This is a genomic window from Burkholderia sp. Z1, from assembly GCF_014893795.1.
GTDB classification, from domain to species: domain Bacteria; phylum Pseudomonadota; class Gammaproteobacteria; order Burkholderiales; family Burkholderiaceae; genus Burkholderia; species Burkholderia theae.
The window spans coordinates 915,843-932,253 of the sequence record NZ_JACFYL010000003.1; the positions used below are offsets into that span (position 1 = coordinate 915,843).

13 protein-coding genes are annotated in these 16,411 nt (G+C 67.3%); 2 read left to right on the forward strand and 11 right to left on the reverse strand.

Translation table 11 applies throughout. From position 1 onward, the window contains the following. Positions 1 to 4 precede the first annotated feature (4 nt). Genes H3H55_RS36180 through H3H55_RS36200 form a run of 5 tightly spaced genes read right to left on the reverse strand, consistent with a single transcriptional unit; the run spans position 5 to position 7,496 of the window. The gene (locus H3H55_RS36180; protein ID WP_193102918.1) at positions 5 to 790 is read right to left on the reverse strand and encodes a peptidylprolyl isomerase; all 786 of its coding nucleotides are present in this window, start codon (positions 788 to 790) and stop codon (positions 5 to 7) included. Positions 791 to 799: 9 nt separating this feature from the next. Further along, positions 800 to 1,483 (reverse strand): respiratory nitrate reductase subunit gamma, encoded by a 684-nt coding sequence (narI, locus tag H3H55_RS36185; RefSeq protein WP_193102919.1) that lies wholly within the window; start codon positions 1,481 to 1,483, stop codon positions 800 to 802. Between the two features lie 24 nt (positions 1,484 to 1,507). Next, positions 1,508 to 2,209, reverse strand: a complete 702-nt coding sequence (gene narJ, locus H3H55_RS36190) for a nitrate reductase molybdenum cofactor assembly chaperone (RefSeq protein ID WP_193102920.1) — start codon at positions 2,207 to 2,209, stop codon at positions 1,508 to 1,510. Then, positions 2,206 to 3,735 carry a nitrate reductase subunit beta gene (narH, locus tag H3H55_RS36195; protein ID WP_193102921.1) on the reverse strand — a complete coding sequence of 510 codons (1,530 nt, stop codon included), beginning with the start codon at positions 3,733 to 3,735 and terminating at the stop codon, positions 2,206 to 2,208. The genes narJ and narH overlap by 4 nt, the downstream gene beginning before the upstream one ends. Then, positions 3,732 to 7,496: a nitrate reductase subunit alpha gene (locus H3H55_RS36200; protein ID WP_193102922.1), complete on the reverse strand. Its 3,765-nt coding sequence runs from the start codon at positions 7,494 to 7,496 to the stop codon at positions 3,732 to 3,734. The genes narH and H3H55_RS36200 overlap by 4 nt, the downstream gene beginning before the upstream one ends. A 438-nt stretch (positions 7,497 to 7,934) precedes the next feature. On the opposite strand from H3H55_RS36200, the gene H3H55_RS36205 reads away from it, so the two are divergent. Continuing rightward, on the forward strand, positions 7,935 to 9,119 hold the full coding sequence (locus H3H55_RS36205; RefSeq protein WP_193102923.1) for a tetratricopeptide repeat protein: 1,185 nt from the start codon (positions 7,935 to 7,937) through the stop codon (positions 9,117 to 9,119). Between the two features lie 135 nt (positions 9,120 to 9,254). Here H3H55_RS36205 and H3H55_RS36210 read toward each other — a convergent pair whose 3' ends face one another. The 5 genes from H3H55_RS36210 to H3H55_RS36230 all read right to left on the reverse strand — a co-directional run bounded on the left by H3H55_RS36210 (position 9,255) and on the right by H3H55_RS36230 (position 14,173). After that, positions 9,255 to 9,446, reverse strand: coding sequence for a DUF2964 family protein (locus H3H55_RS36210; RefSeq protein WP_048249978.1), 192 nt, complete (start codon positions 9,444 to 9,446; stop codon positions 9,255 to 9,257). Positions 9,447 to 9,457: 11 nt separating this feature from the next. Further along, positions 9,458 to 9,934, reverse strand: a complete 477-nt coding sequence (locus tag H3H55_RS36215) for a universal stress protein (RefSeq protein WP_193102924.1) — start codon at positions 9,932 to 9,934, stop codon at positions 9,458 to 9,460. 150 nt (positions 9,935 to 10,084) lie between these two features. Beyond that, positions 10,085 to 11,872, reverse strand: a complete 1,788-nt coding sequence (locus H3H55_RS36220; RefSeq protein ID WP_193102925.1) for a hypothetical protein — start codon at positions 11,870 to 11,872, stop codon at positions 10,085 to 10,087. 2 nt (positions 11,873 to 11,874) lie between these two features. Continuing rightward, positions 11,875 to 13,002, reverse strand: a complete 1,128-nt coding sequence (locus H3H55_RS36225) for a 2-dehydro-3-deoxygalactonokinase (protein ID WP_193102926.1) — start codon at positions 13,000 to 13,002, stop codon at positions 11,875 to 11,877. A gap of 49 nt (positions 13,003 to 13,051) precedes the next feature. Further along, on the reverse strand, positions 13,052 to 14,173 hold the full coding sequence (locus H3H55_RS36230; RefSeq protein ID WP_193102927.1) for a porin: 1,122 nt from the start codon (positions 14,171 to 14,173) through the stop codon (positions 13,052 to 13,054). Between the two features lie 318 nt (positions 14,174 to 14,491). On the opposite strand from H3H55_RS36230, the gene H3H55_RS36235 reads away from it, so the two are divergent. Continuing rightward, positions 14,492 to 15,487 (forward strand): LacI family DNA-binding transcriptional regulator, encoded by a 996-nt coding sequence (locus H3H55_RS36235; RefSeq protein WP_319022359.1) that lies wholly within the window; start codon positions 14,492 to 14,494, stop codon positions 15,485 to 15,487. Between the two features lie 15 nt (positions 15,488 to 15,502). Here the strand turns inward: H3H55_RS36235 and H3H55_RS36240 are convergent, their stop codons facing one another. Further along, the gene (locus H3H55_RS36240; RefSeq protein WP_193102928.1) at positions 15,503 to 16,408 is read right to left on the reverse strand and encodes an SMP-30/gluconolactonase/LRE family protein; all 906 of its coding nucleotides are present in this window, start codon (positions 16,406 to 16,408) and stop codon (positions 15,503 to 15,505) included. Positions 16,409 to 16,411: the final 3 nt, after the last annotated feature.

Genomic DNA, 16,411 nt, shown 5'->3' on the forward strand with positions numbered 1-16,411 from the left:
CGTTTCATTGGACGAGCGGCCCGTTCGCGCCGTCGAAGGTCACCCCTTCGACGCGCGCACTGCCCGCGAGAATCGTCACGTACTGTCGCATCGCCCGCTGCCGCACACGTTCCGACAGGTACGCGGCGATCTGCGCGGCGGCTTCGTCGAACGGCACCGCATCGCCCGGTACGCGGCGCTCGATGCGCACGATGTGAAAGCCGAAGCGCGTGTTGACGAGTTTCGGCAGCACACCGAGCCCCTCCGTCTCGAACAGCGCGGCTTCGAATTCCGGCACCGTGTCGCCGCGCAGCAGCTGCCCGAGGCTGCCGCCGACTTCAGCCGACGGGCAGTTCGACGACGCGCGCGCGACCGCTTCGAACGTGTCGGGCGCGGCGACCACGTCGGCCAGCGCGCTTTCCGCGCGCTGCCGCAGCGGCGCGAGCGGCACGCGGTCCGTCACCGCGAACAGCACATGGCTCGCATAGACGATGTCGTTGCGGCGAAAACGCGCCGGATACTGCGCGTAGTAGCGCTCGCAATCCGCGCGATCGGGTTCGGGCACGTGGGTCAGCTCGCGCTCGAGCAACGCGTCGACGGCCGCGTCGTCGAGCGGCGCGCCTTCGTCGAGCAGCGCGAGCGCCACCGCGCGTTGCCGCAGCAACTCGCGCACCGCGAGCGAGCGCCGCGCCGCATCGAGCGGATCGGGCGTGTCGCCGTGATGCGCGGCCTCGGCCGCGATCGCGTCGTCGCCGATCGCGACGCCGTTGATGCGCAACGCGGCCGGTGCATCGGAAAGAACGTCGTTCATGCGGCCTCCTCAGCGCTTGCGCACGAGCTGGTACGGACGGATCAGGTATGCGACCGATGCGATGCCGCTCCAGATGTGCACCATCCGCGTGAACGGCGACACGAGGAAGATCGTGAAGCCGAGCAGGATATGCAGCCGGTAGGTCAGCGGCACGCCGACGAGCAGGCTCGCGATGTCCGGCCGGAACGTGACGACGCCCTTCACGTAGTCGGTGAGCTGTTCGAACATCGTGCCGTCCATGTGGCGCGTCGACAGCACGACGGTGCCGAGCCCGAGCGCGAGCTGCACCCACAGCATCAGCACGATCAGGATGTCGGACTTGCGGCTGTTGCGACGGATGCGCGGGTCGCCGAGGCGCCGCCAGATCAGGATCGTCAGCCCGATGATCGCCGCGACGCCGGCGGCGCCCCCCGCCACCATCGCGACGAGCTGGTGCCCGGACGCCGACAGGAACGGCGACACGAGCCAGTGCGGCGCGAGGAAACCGCCGAAGTGCCCGAGCACGACGACCAGCACGCCCCAGTGGAACAGGTTGCTGCCGAGCCGCAGCATGCCGTGGCGCAGCAGCTGCGACGAATCGCTCTTCCACGTGTACTGCTCGCGGTCGAAGCGGATCAGGCTGCCCACCAGCAGCACGGCGAGGCAGATGTACGGGTAGATCCCGAACAGGAACTGATGTAGATAACCGTTCATGAGTGTCCCCAGTTGGGCCCGCGCTTACGCGCCGCGGGCCGGTCGCTTGTCGTGGAACCGCACCGTCTGTTCCGCCGGTGCCGGCGTGGTCGCGCCGACGAAGCGCACGGCCTCGTCCGCATACGACGCATCGAGCGCGCGGTAGTCATCGACGCTCGGCCGCTCGGCGGCCACGTCGTCGTCGGCGGCGTCCGGCGTATCGGCCGGCGCGAGTCCGGCCAACGGCAGCAGCGCGCCGACGACGAAGCTGTAATGGCTGCCGCGCTGCGCGAGCTGCCCGGCCAGCGCGCGCAGGATCTCGCCGGTTTCGGCGAGCAGCTTGCGCGCGTCGGGCGCCGGCAGCCGCGACAGGTATTCGAGAAACACGGGCAGGTAGTCGGGCAGTTCGCCCGGGTTCAGGAACAGCCCGTGCCGCTCGTACATCTGCAGCAGGTCGACCATCGCCTGCCCGCGGTCGCGCGATTCGCCGTGCACGTGCTCGAACAGGTACAGCGACGTCGCGCGGCCGCGGTCGAACAGGCCGACATAGTTCTCCTGCAGCGTGATCAGATCGCGCTCGCGCACGTAGGCAAAGAACCGGTCGAGGCCCGCGCGCACCGTTTTGGGCACGCGCGTACGGTCGCGCAGGTGGGCTTCGATCGAGTCGAGCGCGGCGACCAGCGACTCGTCGGGATAATCGAGCAGCGCCGCGAGCGCCGCATAGGTCGGATCGGGTGCGGTGCTCATCGCGAAGCCTCGTGGATCGGAATCGTCTTCGTGCCCTTCCTCGGGCTGAACAGGCTCGCCTCGGAACGGCCGTCCGAGCAGCCATTGCCGAACGAGAAGCCGCACGAAGCGCGCAGGTCGTACGCGTTCTCCGCGTACTCGCGGTGCGTCGTCGGGATCACGAAGCGATCCTCGTAGTTCGCGATCGCGAGATAGCGGTACATCTCCTCGACCTGCGCGAGCGACAGCCCGACCTGGTCGAGCACGCCGCGCGCATCGATGCCGTCCACGTGCCGCGCGCGCATGAACGCGCGCATCGCGAGCAGCCGTTCGAGCGCGAGCTTCACGGGTGCCTCGTCGCCGGCCGTCAGCAGGTTCGCGAGATAGCGCAGCGGAATGCGCAGCGATTCGACGTCCGGCAGGTAGCCGTTCATCCCGAGCGCGCCGCTGTTCGCGGCCGAGTTGATCGGCGACAGCGGCGGCACGTACCACACCATCGGCAGCGTCCGGTATTCCGGATGCAGCGGGAACGCGATCTTCCAGTCGATCGCCATCTTGTAGGTCGGCGAACGCCGCGCGGCGTCGATCCACGCGGCCGGCACGCCGTCGCGCTCGGCCTGCGCGATCACGGCCGGGTCCTCCGGATCGAGGAACAGCGACAGCTGCGCTTCGTACAGGTCCTTTTCGTTTTCCACGCTGGCCGCCTCGCTGATCCGGTCGGCGTCGTACAGCAGCACGCCGAGATAACGAATGCGGCCCACGCAGGTTTCCGAGCACACGGTCGGCTGGCCGGCCTCGATGCGCGGATAGCAGAAGATGCACTTCTCGGCCTTGCCGCTCTGCCAGTTGTAGTAGATCTTCTTGTACGGGCACCCCGACACGCACATGCGCCAGCCGCGGCACTTGTCCTGGTCGATCAGCACGATGCCGTCTTCCTCGCGCTTGTAGATCGAGCCCGACGGGCACGACGCGACGCACGCCGGGTTCAGGCAGTGTTCGCACAGGCGCGGCAAGTACATCATGAAGGTGTTCTCGAACTGCCCGTAGATGTCCTTCTGCACCGATTCGAAGTTGTAGTCCTTCGCGCGCTTCTCGAACTCGCCGCCGAGGATTTCCTCCCAGTTCGGCCCCCACTCGATCTTCTCGAGCCGCTGGCCGCTGATGACCGAGCGCGGTCGCGCGACCGGCATCGCGCTCGTATTGCCGGCTTCCTGCAGATGCGCGTAGTCGAACGTGAACGGCTCGTAGTAGTCGTCGATCTCGGGCAGGTGCGGGTTCGCGAAGATCTGCGCGAGCAGTCGCCACTTGCCGCCGAGGCGCGGCTCGATCTTGCCGTCCGCGCGCCGCTGCCAGCCGCCGCGCCAGCGGTCCTGGTTCTCCCAGTCCTTCGGATAACCGATGCCCGGTTTCGTCTCGACGTTGTTGAACCACGCGTATTCCATCCCTTCGCGGCTCGTCCACACGTTCTTGCAGGTCACCGAGCAGGTATGGCACCCGATGCACTTGTCGAGGTTCAGCACCATCGCGATCTGTGCGCGTACCTTCATGACGTTTCTCCGGTGCGAACGTTTTCAGTGGCAGCTCCGGCTTCCTCACCGTCGAGCCAGTCGATCTTGTTCATCCTGCGCACGATCAGGAACTCGTCGCGATTCGAACCGACGGTGCCGTAGTAGTTGAAGCCGTACGCCAGTTGCGCGTAGCCGCCGATCATGTGGGTCGGCTTCAGCGTGATGCGCGTGACCGAGTTGTGGATGCCGCCGCGCGTGCCGGTGATCTCGGAGCCCGGCGTGTTCACGATCTTCTCCTGCGCGTGGTACATCATCACCATCCCGGACGGAATCCGCTGGCTGACGACGGCCCGCGCGCATAACGCGCCGTTCGAGTTGTAGCACTCGATCCAGTCGTTATCGACCGCGCCGATCGCCTTCGCATCGTCTTCCGACATCCACACGATCGGGCCGCCGCGCGACAGCGTCAGCATCAGCAGGTTGTCCGTGTACGTGCTGTGGATCCCCCACTTCTGGTGCGGCGTCAGGAAGTTCAGCACGCGCTCGGGGTTGCCGTTCGAGCGTGTGCCGACCATGTGCGCATAGCTGCCCGTATCGACCGGCGGTTTGTACGCGCACAGCGATTCGCCGAACGCGCGCATCCATGCGTGATCCTGGTAGAGCTGCTGGCGGCCGGTCATCGTGCGCCACGGCACCAGTTCGTGCACGTTCACGTAACCGGCGTTGTACGACACGTGCTCGGACTCGATCCCGCTCCACGTCGGCGACGAGATGATCTTGCGCGGCTGCGCCTGGATGTCGCGGAAGCGGATCTTCTCGTCCGCGCGCGCGGCGGCCAGGTGCGTATGGTCGATGCCGGTGATGCCGGACAGCGCACGCCACGCCTTCACCGCCACTTCGCCGTTGGTCTCGGGCGCGAGCGCCAGAATCACCTCGGCCGCGTCGAGCGCCGTGTCGATGCGCGGCCGCCCTTGCGCGGCACCGTCGGCCACCTTGTAGTTGAGCTCGCCGAGCAGCTTCACCTCGTCCTTCGTGTCCCAGCCGATCCCCTTGCCGCCGTTGCCGAGCTGGTCCATCAGCGGCCCGAGCGACGTGAAGCGCGCATACGTGTTCGGATAGTCGCGCTCGACGACGGTCACCGTCGGCATCGTGCGGCCCGGCACCGGCTCGCATTCGCCGCGCTTCCAGTCCTGCACGTCGAACGGCTGCGCGAGTTCGCCCGGCGTGTCGTGCGCGATCGGCGCGAGCACGACGTCGCGCTCGACGCCCAGATGCCCGTCGCACAGCTCGGAGAAGCGCTTAGCGATCCCCTTGAAGATCTCCCAGTCGCTCTTCGATTCCCACGCGGGATCGACCGCCGCCGACAGCGGATGGATGAACGGGTGCATGTCGGACGTGTTCATGTCGTCCTTCTCGTACCACGTCGCCGTCGGCAGCACGACGTCGGAATACATGCAGGTGGTCGACATCCGGAAGTCGAGCGTCACGAGCAGGTCGAGCTTGCCGCGCGGCGCTTCGTCGTGCCACGTCACTTCCTCGGGGCGCGGGCCGCCCGTCGCGCCGAGATCCTCGCCCTGCACGCCGTTGGTCGTGCCGAGCAGGTGCTTCAGGAAATACTCGTGGCCCTTGCCGGACGAACCGAGCAGGTTCGAGCGCCACACGAACAGGTTGCGCGGGAAGTTGCCGGGCGAATCGGGATCCTCGCTCGCCATCTTCAGCGCGCCCGACTTCAACTGCTGCGCGATGTCGGCGCCGGCGTGCGCGGGATCGGCGAGCGCCGCGCCGACCTTCAGCGGATTCACCGCGAGCTGCGGCGCGGATGGCAGCCAGCCCATCCGTTCCGCGCGCACGTTGTAGTCGATCGGCGCGCCGTGGAACTGCGACTTGTCCGCGAGCGGCGACAGCAGCGTGGCCGGGTCCATCGAGTCGTAGCGCCACTGGTCGGTATGCGCGTAGAAGAACGACGTCGCGTTCATCTGGCGCGGCGGGCGGTTCCAGTCGAGCGCCGCCGACAGCGCCGTCCAGCCGGTCTGCGGCCGCAGCTTCTCCTGGCCCACGTAGTGCGACCAGCCGCCGCCCGGCTTGCCGATGCAGCCGCACATGATCAGCATGTTGATGATCGCGCGGTACGACATGTCCATGTGGAACCAGTGGTTGATCCCCGCGCCGATGATCACCATCGACTTGCCCTGCGTCTTGTGCGCGTTCTCCGCGAACTGCCGCGCGACCGAGATCACGTCCGCGCGCTTCACGCCGGTGATCGTCTCCTGCCATGCCGGCGTGTAGGGCAGATCGTCGTCGTAGCTCGCGGCCACGTCGCGGCCGCCGAGGCCCTGGTCGAGCCCGTAGTTCGCGACGAACAGGTCGTAGACGGTCGCGACCAGCATGTCGCCGTTGCGCGTCGCGACCCGCCGCACACCGATCCGGCGCGACAGCTCGGAAGCATGCTGCGTCGAGTTGAAATGCGCGTGCGGCTGGTTGCCGAAGTACGGGAACAGCACGTCGACCACGTCGTCGTGCGCGGTCGTGCACGACAGCCGCGGCGACAGCGCCGCGCCCTTCGACGTCTCGCCGCGCAGGTTCCACTTGCCCTTGTCGGCGTCGTTCTGCTGCCCCCAGCGAAAGCCCACCGAACCGACCGGCACGACGAACTCGCCGTTCGCGTCGTCGATCATCACGGTCTTCCAGTCCGGATGCGCGGACTCGTCGAGCGCGTCGTCGAAGTCGGATGCGCGCACGAGGCGCTCGGGCACGTAACCGTCGCCGTGCGGCACGAGGCGCACGAGGCACGGCATGTCGGTATAGCGCTTGCAGTAGTCGGCGAAGTAATCGCTCTTCCCCGCCAGATGGAATTCCTTGAGGATCACGTGCCCCATCGCGAGCGCGAGCGCCGCGTCGGTGCCCTGCTTCGGGTGCAGCCACAGGTCGCCGAACTTCGCGCCTTCCGAGTAGTCGGGGAACACCGACACGACCTTGGTGCCGCGATAACGCGCCTCGACGAGGAAGTGCGCGTCCGGCGTGCGCGTCTGCGGGACATTGGAGCCCCACATCATGATGAACGTCGAGTTGTACCAGTCGGCCGATTCCGGCACGTCGGTCTGCTCGCCCCACGTTTGCGGCGATGCGGGCGGCAGGTCGCAATACCAGTCATAGAAGCTCAGGCACACGCCGCCGATCAGCGACAGGTAGCGCGAGCCGGCCGCGTACGACACCATCGACATCGCCGGAATCGGCGAGAAGCCGACCACGCGATCGGGACCGTGCCGTTCCACAGTGTGGACATTGGCCGCCGCGACGATCTCGTTGACCTCGTCCCAGCTCGCACGCACGAAGCCGCCGAGACCGCGCCGGCTCTGGTACGAACGCCGCGCCGCGTCGTCGTCGACGATCGAGCGCCACGCTTCGACCGGGCCGAGCGTGCGGCGGCGCTCGCGCCACAGCTTCACGAGCGCGCTGCGCACGAGCGGATGCTTGAGCCGGTTCGCGCTATACAGGTACCAGGAGTACGAAGCACCGCGCGAGCAGCCGCGCGGCTCGTGGTTCGGCATGTCGGGGCGCGTGCGCGGATAGTCGGTCTGCTGGGTTTCCCAGGTGACGATCCCGCCTTTCACATAGACCTTCCACGAACACGATCCCGTGCAGTTCACGCCGTGCGTCGAGCGGACGATCTTGTCGTGCTGCCAGCGCATCCGGTAGCCGTCTTCCCATCGACGATCTTCGTCCGTGACGGCGCCGTGACCGTCGGAAAAGCGTGGCCGCGTGGTGGAGAAATAACGCAATCTATCCAGGAAATGGCTCATGGGGATCTCGTTTTTCCGGTCTTTTGGCAGACCCTGATTATTTAAGGAGGTGAAATACCGGTTGTAAAGGTCGACCGGATTTCGATCGTTCCGCCCTTTTCACCCGGGTCAAACCGATTGTCGTGCGCATCGACATATCATGATTTGATACAAATCACGGTATCGTTCATTCGAACGCAACAACGAAACCCAAATGGGGCGCGACTGCGCGGCACGGCCTGCTATGCTGCGCACTGCATTCCCGCGTCATCCGTTTCGTTCCCCTCCGCGCATCGCGGGGCCGCGAGCGGAATCCGCATTGAAGTGCACTGGACGATCCCGCGTTCCGCAGCAGGGTTCACGGGCCTCGACGCATCGTGTATCGAACGCGGCGTCGGACGTTCAGTGCAGTGCCGGCCGTCGGTCCATCACGTCTTCCCATATAAGAACCGAAAATCCATGACATCACGTCTTCTCGCCACGCTCGTTGCCGCCGCGCTCGGCTGCGCCGCGCTGCCCGCCGCCCATGCCCGCACCTACGTCGCGCCGACCACATCGTTCGGGAAAGGTGCCTACGTTCACCAGTTCGTGCTGCGCGACCCCGTCACGCACCAGCCGCTGCCGAATGCGCGGTACCGGCTGTTCCTGCCCGGTCAGGTCATCGCGGGCCTGCCCGTCAAGCCGGACCAGCACGACAGCGTGATCTTCGGCACGACCGACGCCGCCGGGCGCACCGCCAAGATCCGGCTGCCGAAATCGCATCCGGAGAAACAATGGGTGTTCAACCCGATCATCGGCGAAGGCGACATGGGCGAATCGTTCCGGCTGGAAGATTCATCCGGCAAGGCGCCGCTCCGTGGCTTTCCGTATGTGCTGGACGTCGACCGCGAATATCTCGCGTGCGGCTACTCGGATGCCAACGGCTACAGCTACTACGCGCAATCGCGCACGCCGCGGAACATCAATCTCTACACGGGGATACTCGCCGGTTCAGCCGACACCGACTGGTGCGCAGGCCCGGGCGCGGCCATCGCGAACAGCGCGAGCGATCCGGGTGCGCCGGATCTGTACACGCAATACCTCGGCAGTCTGGTCGCCAACGGCGACCGGATCAGCACCGAACTGCGGCAGCAGATCGTCACCAAGCTGCTGGCGCTCGCGATCGCCGACCGCGATGCGGGCCGCGTCGCCGCCGTGCTCGACCTCGGCGACATCCCCGACGAGCGCCGGAACGACATCGGTTATCGCCTCGCCGACGCGGGCATCGCCGTCGATCGCGGGCTCGCGATGATCGACGCGCATCTCGCGCAATCGCCGGACGATGCGTATGCGTTGGACAGCAAGGGTTGGGCGCTGTATCGCCTCGGTCGCAACGACGAAGCGCTCACGTGGTTCGACCGCTCGATCGCGATCTTCGCGAAGGACAGCGACGACGACAGCGACGCGCGCGAAGCCTATGCAACCGGCCTGACGCACAAGGGTGAAGTGCTGTGGAAACTGGGCCGCCAGGATGAAGCGCGCAATGCGTTCGCGCAGGCGGCGAAGATTCAGCCGAAGAACGCGGAGCTGGCGGAAACGCTGAAGCGGCTGGAGATACAGGTCGGGCAGGACGGCGCGAAGGCGCCGGGTACGGCAAGCGAGTAAACGGAACGACCGCGCGGCATGGCCGCGCGAAGCAATGAGGCCGGCGTGGCGGCGGCTATCGCCGGTCTTTCGGAAAGCGGTTGCCGGTTGCTTCCGGCACCGTCGGCCGAAAGAAACCGGCCATGCACGCGCGCGTCATTCCTCGCCTTTCGCGCCCGGATTGAGCATCACGACGAAGCCGGCCACGCCGACGACCAATGCGATGGCGCCGCCGCGCAGCGCCACCGTTGCATCGAACAGCAGCCCGGTCACGACGGCCATCATTCCCGCGAGCGACACGAACACGGCGATCGCCGCGACGACGATCCGGTACTGACGGCGTATCATCGCGCGCCGCGTTACGCAGCAGCGGCGGCCGACACGTCGGCATCGTCGCCGCGAATCAGCAGCACCGGGCACTTCGAGCCGCGCACGAAGCGCTCGGCGACGCTGCCGAGCAGCACGCGGCGGATACCGCGCCGCCCGTGCGTGCCGACCACCGCGAGATCGATCCCGCGTTCCTTCACGTAGCGCTGCAAGCGTTCCGCGATGTCCTCGCCGATGCTCTCGGTCTCGACGAGTTCGGCCTCGCCCTTCGCGCCGGCCAGCGCGATGACCTGTTCGGCCTCGCGCAAAACCTTGTACCCGTCGCCGCGAATTTCCTCGACGAGCGCATGCGGGTCGATGCGGCCCGCGTAAGTGAACAGCACCGACTTGTCGACCACATACACGACGCTGACGTGCGCGTTGCCCGCCAGTGCCACCTTCAATGCCTCGGCAAGCGCTTGTCTCGACGAAGCGCTGCCGTCGACGGCCACCATGATCTTCTCGTACATGCGAACCTCGCTGGGGTGAACTGCCGCGCGCCCTGTCGCGCGCGGCCATGTCACCATCATCGGCGGATGGCGGGTTCGAACGTTGACGGCGGTCAAGCCGCGCACGCGTTCGGCCTGCGACCGGGCGCCGCACGCGCGGCGCCCATCCCGTCATCGCGCGTGCGGCGCGCGGTACTTGTGCTTGTCGAACCCGCTGGCCCGCGACCATTCGCCGGCGACCGCATCCACATCCTGTCCGCCGAACGGCAAAACCGTATCGGGCTCGGCGCCATGCCGATAGTTCGGCCCGGTGAACTCGGCATCCGCCGCGTAACCGAAGTACGTGTTGCCGCTCCACACGATGTTCGCGTAACTGCCTTGCGGATTCTTCGTGCGGAAAATGGCGCCGCTATCCGATGCGTTATAGAAGCGGTTGCCCGTCACCTGGAACGCGTTCGCGTAGCTGAGGTTCTCGACGATCGGCGTCACCAGGCCCGGCGTGCGCGAAATCACGACGTTGTCGCGCACGACGGACTGGTCCGAACCGGCGGCGGAGATGATCCGCCGCTTGTCGTTCAGGCTCAGGTTGTTTTCGACGACCGCGCCCGTCTCCTGCGCGACGTGGCCCAGTCCGTCGGAACCGCATCCGCAGAACAGCATCAGGCCGCCGTCGTTGTCGTGGCTGAAGTTCGCGGCAACACGCGTGTTCCGCGTGCCGAGATCGGCGTCGAACGCCATCCCGTCGCCGGCTTCGATATTGTTCTGGAGCCGCACGCCATTGACTTCGTTGTACCGGAACAGCGCATCGTCCGTGTTGATCGCCCACGCACCGGCGCTATTGCCCGGCGCACGCATCCAGATGTCGAACAGGTGATTTGCCTCGACCTTCGGCGCGCTGGCCGTGCGGACGATGATGCCGTCGCCGCCGACGTTATGGAGCAGGTTGTTGCGGAACACGACACGCGTCATCGGAAAATAATCGGACGCCGCATGCGTGGCCGGATTCGTGAGGTAGGCCGGATTGCCCTTGTACGGCGGATAGTCGCCGCACGGCGCGCCGCCCTCTCGGCACATCCACGCGGACCGGGTCGACAGCGCAACCGCGTCTACGTTGTAGATTTCGCTGTTCTCGACCGCGACGTCGTCGAAATTGGTCGGTTTCTCCTTCGTGCCGACCGCTTCGTTGTCGCGGGTCACCTCGAACAGCATCCCGCCGGTCGTCTTGTACGACCCGACCGTATTGCCGGCGACGTCGTGCAGATAGCCGCGAACGTGATGCACGTACACGTCGTCGACGTGATAGTGGCTGCCGGTACCGTAATCCTCGAGCCGCACGTACAACCCGAGGCGCCCGCCGGGCGTCGACGCATCGTTGGTCAGCTCCAGCGAACGGATCTCCCAGTACTGCGTGTTGTAAAGATAGATGGCTGCCCGGTTCACGACCGGGTTGTCCGACTTGCACAGCGAGTAATAACCGCTGAACCCGCTCGGCGTCTTGTGCTGCTCGGTGATCGACTGGTCGGGGTCCGCTGTCGCATCCGTGCAGCCGGCCGCAATGACGGGCCGTGGTGCCTTCGGGTCGCCGTACGCGTCGACGACGATCGGCGCGCCGGCCGCGCCGGAACTGCCCGGTGCGGGCGAAAAGCTGCCGTTGCAGGTCGTGCCGCGCTTGAAGCGCACGTGCGTGCCGGGTGTGAGCACGATCCGGTTCAGCGTCGCGAGATCGTTGATCGGATGCGCCGCGGTGCCGACCGGCGCGGCCGATCCCGTTCCGGTTGCAACGAGCGAACAGTCGACGTGCAGCGTGCCAGGCATCGCGCCGGTCGCCTGCCCGGCCGCTTGTCCGGCCGCCGGCGCGGCGGCAAGCTGCTGCCCCGCCACGCCGTCCGGCGATTCTCCACCACCGCACGCGGCAAGCGCGCCGATCAACGGCGCTGCGACAATCTTCCAGTGTTTCAAAGTCAGTCTCCCGAAATATTGCATTCGTGATCCGGCATCGGATCGACCGCAAGTCGATCCGCACGCCGGCCGCCCATTCCGGCAGCCGGTTCGTCGAGACGAACCGGTGCCCCTTCGCTTGCCGCGGGCAACAGCCCCGCCCGCTCGGCCAGCACCCACAGGCCGGCTGCCGCCGCACCGTCGATCGTGTCGACGGCCGGCCAGCCGAACAGCGATGCCGCGTGCCGGTAACGCGCACACAACGCGGCGTCGCCGATCAGCATCGGTCGCGGCGCATCGGCGCTTGCCGCGCCGGCCGGCCCGCCGTCTTCGGCCGCCAGCCCCGCGAGTTCATGACCGATCAGCACGCCGGACAGGTAGTCGGCCTGCTCGTCGGGCGCCAGTTCGCCTGCCAGCAGCCGCGCGCGGCTGCCGAAGATCGTCGCGAGCAACCCCGTCGCATGGCCGGCCTGCGCGGCGCGCACGCCGCGCTCGAACGCCGCTTGCGCGAACCCGGCCGACGGCCGCATCGTGCGGCCGAGCAGGCTGTGCGTGCACAGCAGCGCGTACAGCTCGCCCGTCATGAACGTGCGAAAGCGCTCGATGCGCGAGCCGCGCACGGCCACCCATTTCGAATGCGTGCCCGGCAACCCGATCCAGCGCGGCGACGCCGATGCGTGCGCGGTGCCGCCCGCATGCAGCGCGCCGACGATCTGCGTCTCCTCGCCGCGCATCACGTTCGCCAGTTCGCCGCGCTGGATCAGCCCCGGCACGATGTGCACGGTCGCGCCGCGCCGCGCACGCACCGCCTGCAGCGACGCGCCGAGCCGTTCCGCGTCGATCGGCACGTCCGCGTACGGCGCCTCGCGCCAGCCCTGCGCGCTGCCGACCATGCCGGCCGCGACCACCGGCAACGCGGGCCACGCATCGAGCCATGCGCCGCACACGTCCTCGAAGGCCGCATCGCAAGCGTCCGCGATCGCGACGCCCGCACCACCTATCTGCATCACGCCCTTCGGCGCGGCCCGCTCGTCGAGCACGGTTCGCGCGTCCGCCATCAGGTACGCGCGCAGCGACGTGGTGCCCCAGTCGAGCGCGATCAGGCGCGGCAACGGGCGTGGCGCGTCGTGTCGTGGTTCAGCATCTTGCATAGGATTCCTCTGTTTGACGGTTGCGACTCGCTGCTTCGTTCGGCCTGCATCAGAAGAGCGTCTCAATCCCCGCGTAGACACCCGTCTGCCCGTGCCCGGGCATCGGCGACGCACCGAGCCCGTTACCGTTGCCGAGCCCCGGCGACTGCGGGTTCACGCCCAGGTTCGCATTCGCGCTGTTGAACACGTGCGCGGCCGTCGCATACAGGAACGTGCGTTTCGACAGGTCGTACATCGTGCCGAGGCCGATGATCGTCGAACGCCCTTCGCCGCTGTGATCGGCGGTCCACTGGCCCGCGTCGATCTTCATCGAATAGACGGCGCCCTGCAGATGCAGGAACGGCGTCGCGTCGTACGTCAGGCCGCCCCAGTAGTAGTTCGCGGTGCGCGACAGGCCGGCCGGCGTATCGGGCGCGCTGTAGCGCGTATAACCGAGCTGCACCAGCGCGGGGCCGAAGCGCTCGCGCACGCCGATGAACGCTTCCTGCGACGCGGTGAACAGGTTGTCCTCGCGGCCGTACTGGTTGCGGATCTCGTTCCAGATGGCGCGCACCTCGAAGTCGCCGTGCGTGTAGGCCACCGTCGCGCCGTCGGACAGGCCCGTCGCGTTCACGTTGTTCGGCGAGCCGCGCAGCCAGCCGTTCGAGCTGTTGCCGAGGTTCGCCTGCAGCGCGAACGAGAAGCCGCCGAACTTCGGCGATTCGTAGCGGATCCCGTTCGACAGCTTCGGGCCGTTCCGGTACGACGTCAGCGACTCGACCGAATAGTTCTCCTCGAGCAGCGGATCGTACGACCAGATATAGCTGTTGATGAACGAGCCCTGCCCGAGCCGCAGGAAACCATAACGCTCGTTCTTGAACCCGACCCACGCGCCGCGCTGGAACAGCACGCCGCCGCCGTAGTTGCCGTTCGCCGCGTTGATCGCCGATTCGAGCCAGAACACGGCCTGGTTGCCGCCGCCGAGATCCTCCTTGCCCGTGAAGCCGAGGATGCTCGTCCCCCAGTCGTTGCCTTCCGAAAAACGCGAGCCCGTCGAATGCGGGCCGTTCTGCACGCCGCTCAGGTACTGCACGTCGCCGCCGACGCGCCCCCACACCGTGACGCTCGATTCGGCCTGCGCCACCGCCGGCACCGCCAGGGCGAGCGCCGCGATCCACCCATACTGTCGCATCAAGATCTCCTCCTTCTTTTCGTTCACGTCTCATTTGATTGGGAAAACGCTTTCCCTCTCAAGCAAAAAAATTTCGCGGCGGTTGTCGTGCGTCGTTTTCCGATACGTCTCGAACGGAATGCGCGCGTGCTATGCTCGCGAAAAGGGAAAGCGCTTTCATTGTCGATGCGCGATGGCGCTTTTTCAAGAAAATTCTGGTCCCCCAAGGGATACTACCGAGTCCGATCGCGCGGCACGCCTGCCCTGTCGCCGCGCGGTCGCCACCGCCGGCGCGCATGCTATGCTCGCCGGCAAAATGCACTGACACTCACTTTCATCGTGGCCAAGATCAACGAAGTCGCTGCCGCCGCAGGCGTCTCCATCGGAACCGTCTCGAAGTTCATCAACAAGACGAAGCGCTTCTCGCCGGACGTCGAGCGTCGCATCGCCGAGGCGATCGAGCAGCTCGGCTACGAGTCGAACCCGCTCGCGCGCTCGATGGCCACCGGCCAGACGGGCGCGGTCGGCGTCGTGATCCAGGACATCCTGAACCCGTACTTCACCGCGATGGTCAAGGGCGTGAACCGGATCGCCCAGCGCAACGATTTCGTCGTCCTGATCGTCGATGCCGACGAGAACCGCAAGGGCGAACGGCCGGCGCTGACGAAGCTGAGCCGGCGCGTCGACGGGCTGATCCTGAACACCAGCATGCCCGACGACGACCTGCGCTGGACCGCGAGCCTCGGCAAGCCGGTGGTCGCGGTCGGCTCCGCGCCGCGCGACGGCCTGCTCACGCTGCACTCCGATCCGGTGCGCGCGGGCGAGATGCTCGGGCAGCACCTGCTGATGGAGAAGTACCAGCGCTTCGCGTACATCAGCCTGCCGAACGCGCGCGGCGACGACGAACGCCGCGCCGGCGCCGAGCAGGTGCTCGCGCGTGCCGGGCTGCCGCTGCGCACGTTCAGCGTGCCGCGCGCCACCGTCGCCGACGGCGAGCGCGTGTGCGCGTCGGTGATGCTGTCCGCCGAGCCGCCCGATGCGGTGATCTGCTACAACGACATGATCGCGGCCGGCTTCATCAAGGAAGCCGAACGGCTCGGCATCGCGATCCCGCACGACGTCGCCGTGTGCGGCTTCGACAACCTCGAACTCGGCAAGCTCACGTCGCCCACGCTGACTTCGATCGACACCGAAACCGAACGCGCGGGCGAAGTCGCGATGACGACGCTGCTCGATGCGCTCGCGGGCAAGTCGCCCGACCCGCATACGATGCTCGAGGCGCGGCTCGTGGTCCGCGAATCGACGGTGCGGCCGCGCGACGCGCGCCGCCGCTGACAACCCGCCCGCTGATCAACGCGGCGCGGCCGCGACCGCTTCGCCCAGCCACGCGCGCGCGACGCAATGCTGTTCGAGCCCGGCCACGCCCGGGCGCGTCTCGAACAGGCTGCCCGCGAGCGGCCCGCGCAGCAGCCCGTCCGCGCTCACGTTGACCGACGCCGATGTGACGAACAGCGTCGCGCGATCGGCGCCGCCGAACGCGACGCTGGTCGGCCGCTGCACCGGCATCTCGACGACCGCGTCGAGCGCGCCGTCCGGTGCATAACGATGCAGCCGCCAGCCGTCCCAGATCGCCGACCACACGCCGCCCTCCGCATCGACCGCGAGCCCGTCCGGCACGCCGCGCGCGTCGCCGAACGTCGCGAACGGCCGCGCGTTCGACAGCCGTCCGGCCGCGACGTCGAAGTCGTACGCGAAGATCGTGCGGCGTCCGGAATCCGTCACGTACATCGTCGTGCCGTCCGGGCTCCAGCCCATCCCGTTCGCGCATGCGAACCCGGCCACCGCGACGCGCGATGCGCGTGCGTGCTCGAAACAATGGAGATCGCCCGGGCCGTCGCCGTCGTCGGCCATCGTGCCGACCCAGAAGCGGCCGCGTGCATCGACCGCGCCGTCGTTGTAGCGCAGCGACGGCCGCGCATGCGCGGCGTCGGCCAGCCGTTCGAGCGTGCCTGGCGTGGGATCGAACAGGTGCAGGCCGCTCTTCAGCGCGACGAGCAAGCGACCGTCGTCGACGCCCGCGACGCAGCCGGCCAGCTCCGGCAGCAGCCAGAAACCCGTCTGCCCCTGACCGGGCGTATAGCGGTAGAGCGCGGTGCGCTTGATGTCGATCCAGTAGAGCGATGCCGAGCGTTCGCACCAGAGCGGGCCCTCTCCCAGGATCGCGTTCGCGCCCTGTACCAGTTTTATTGTCGTCATCGA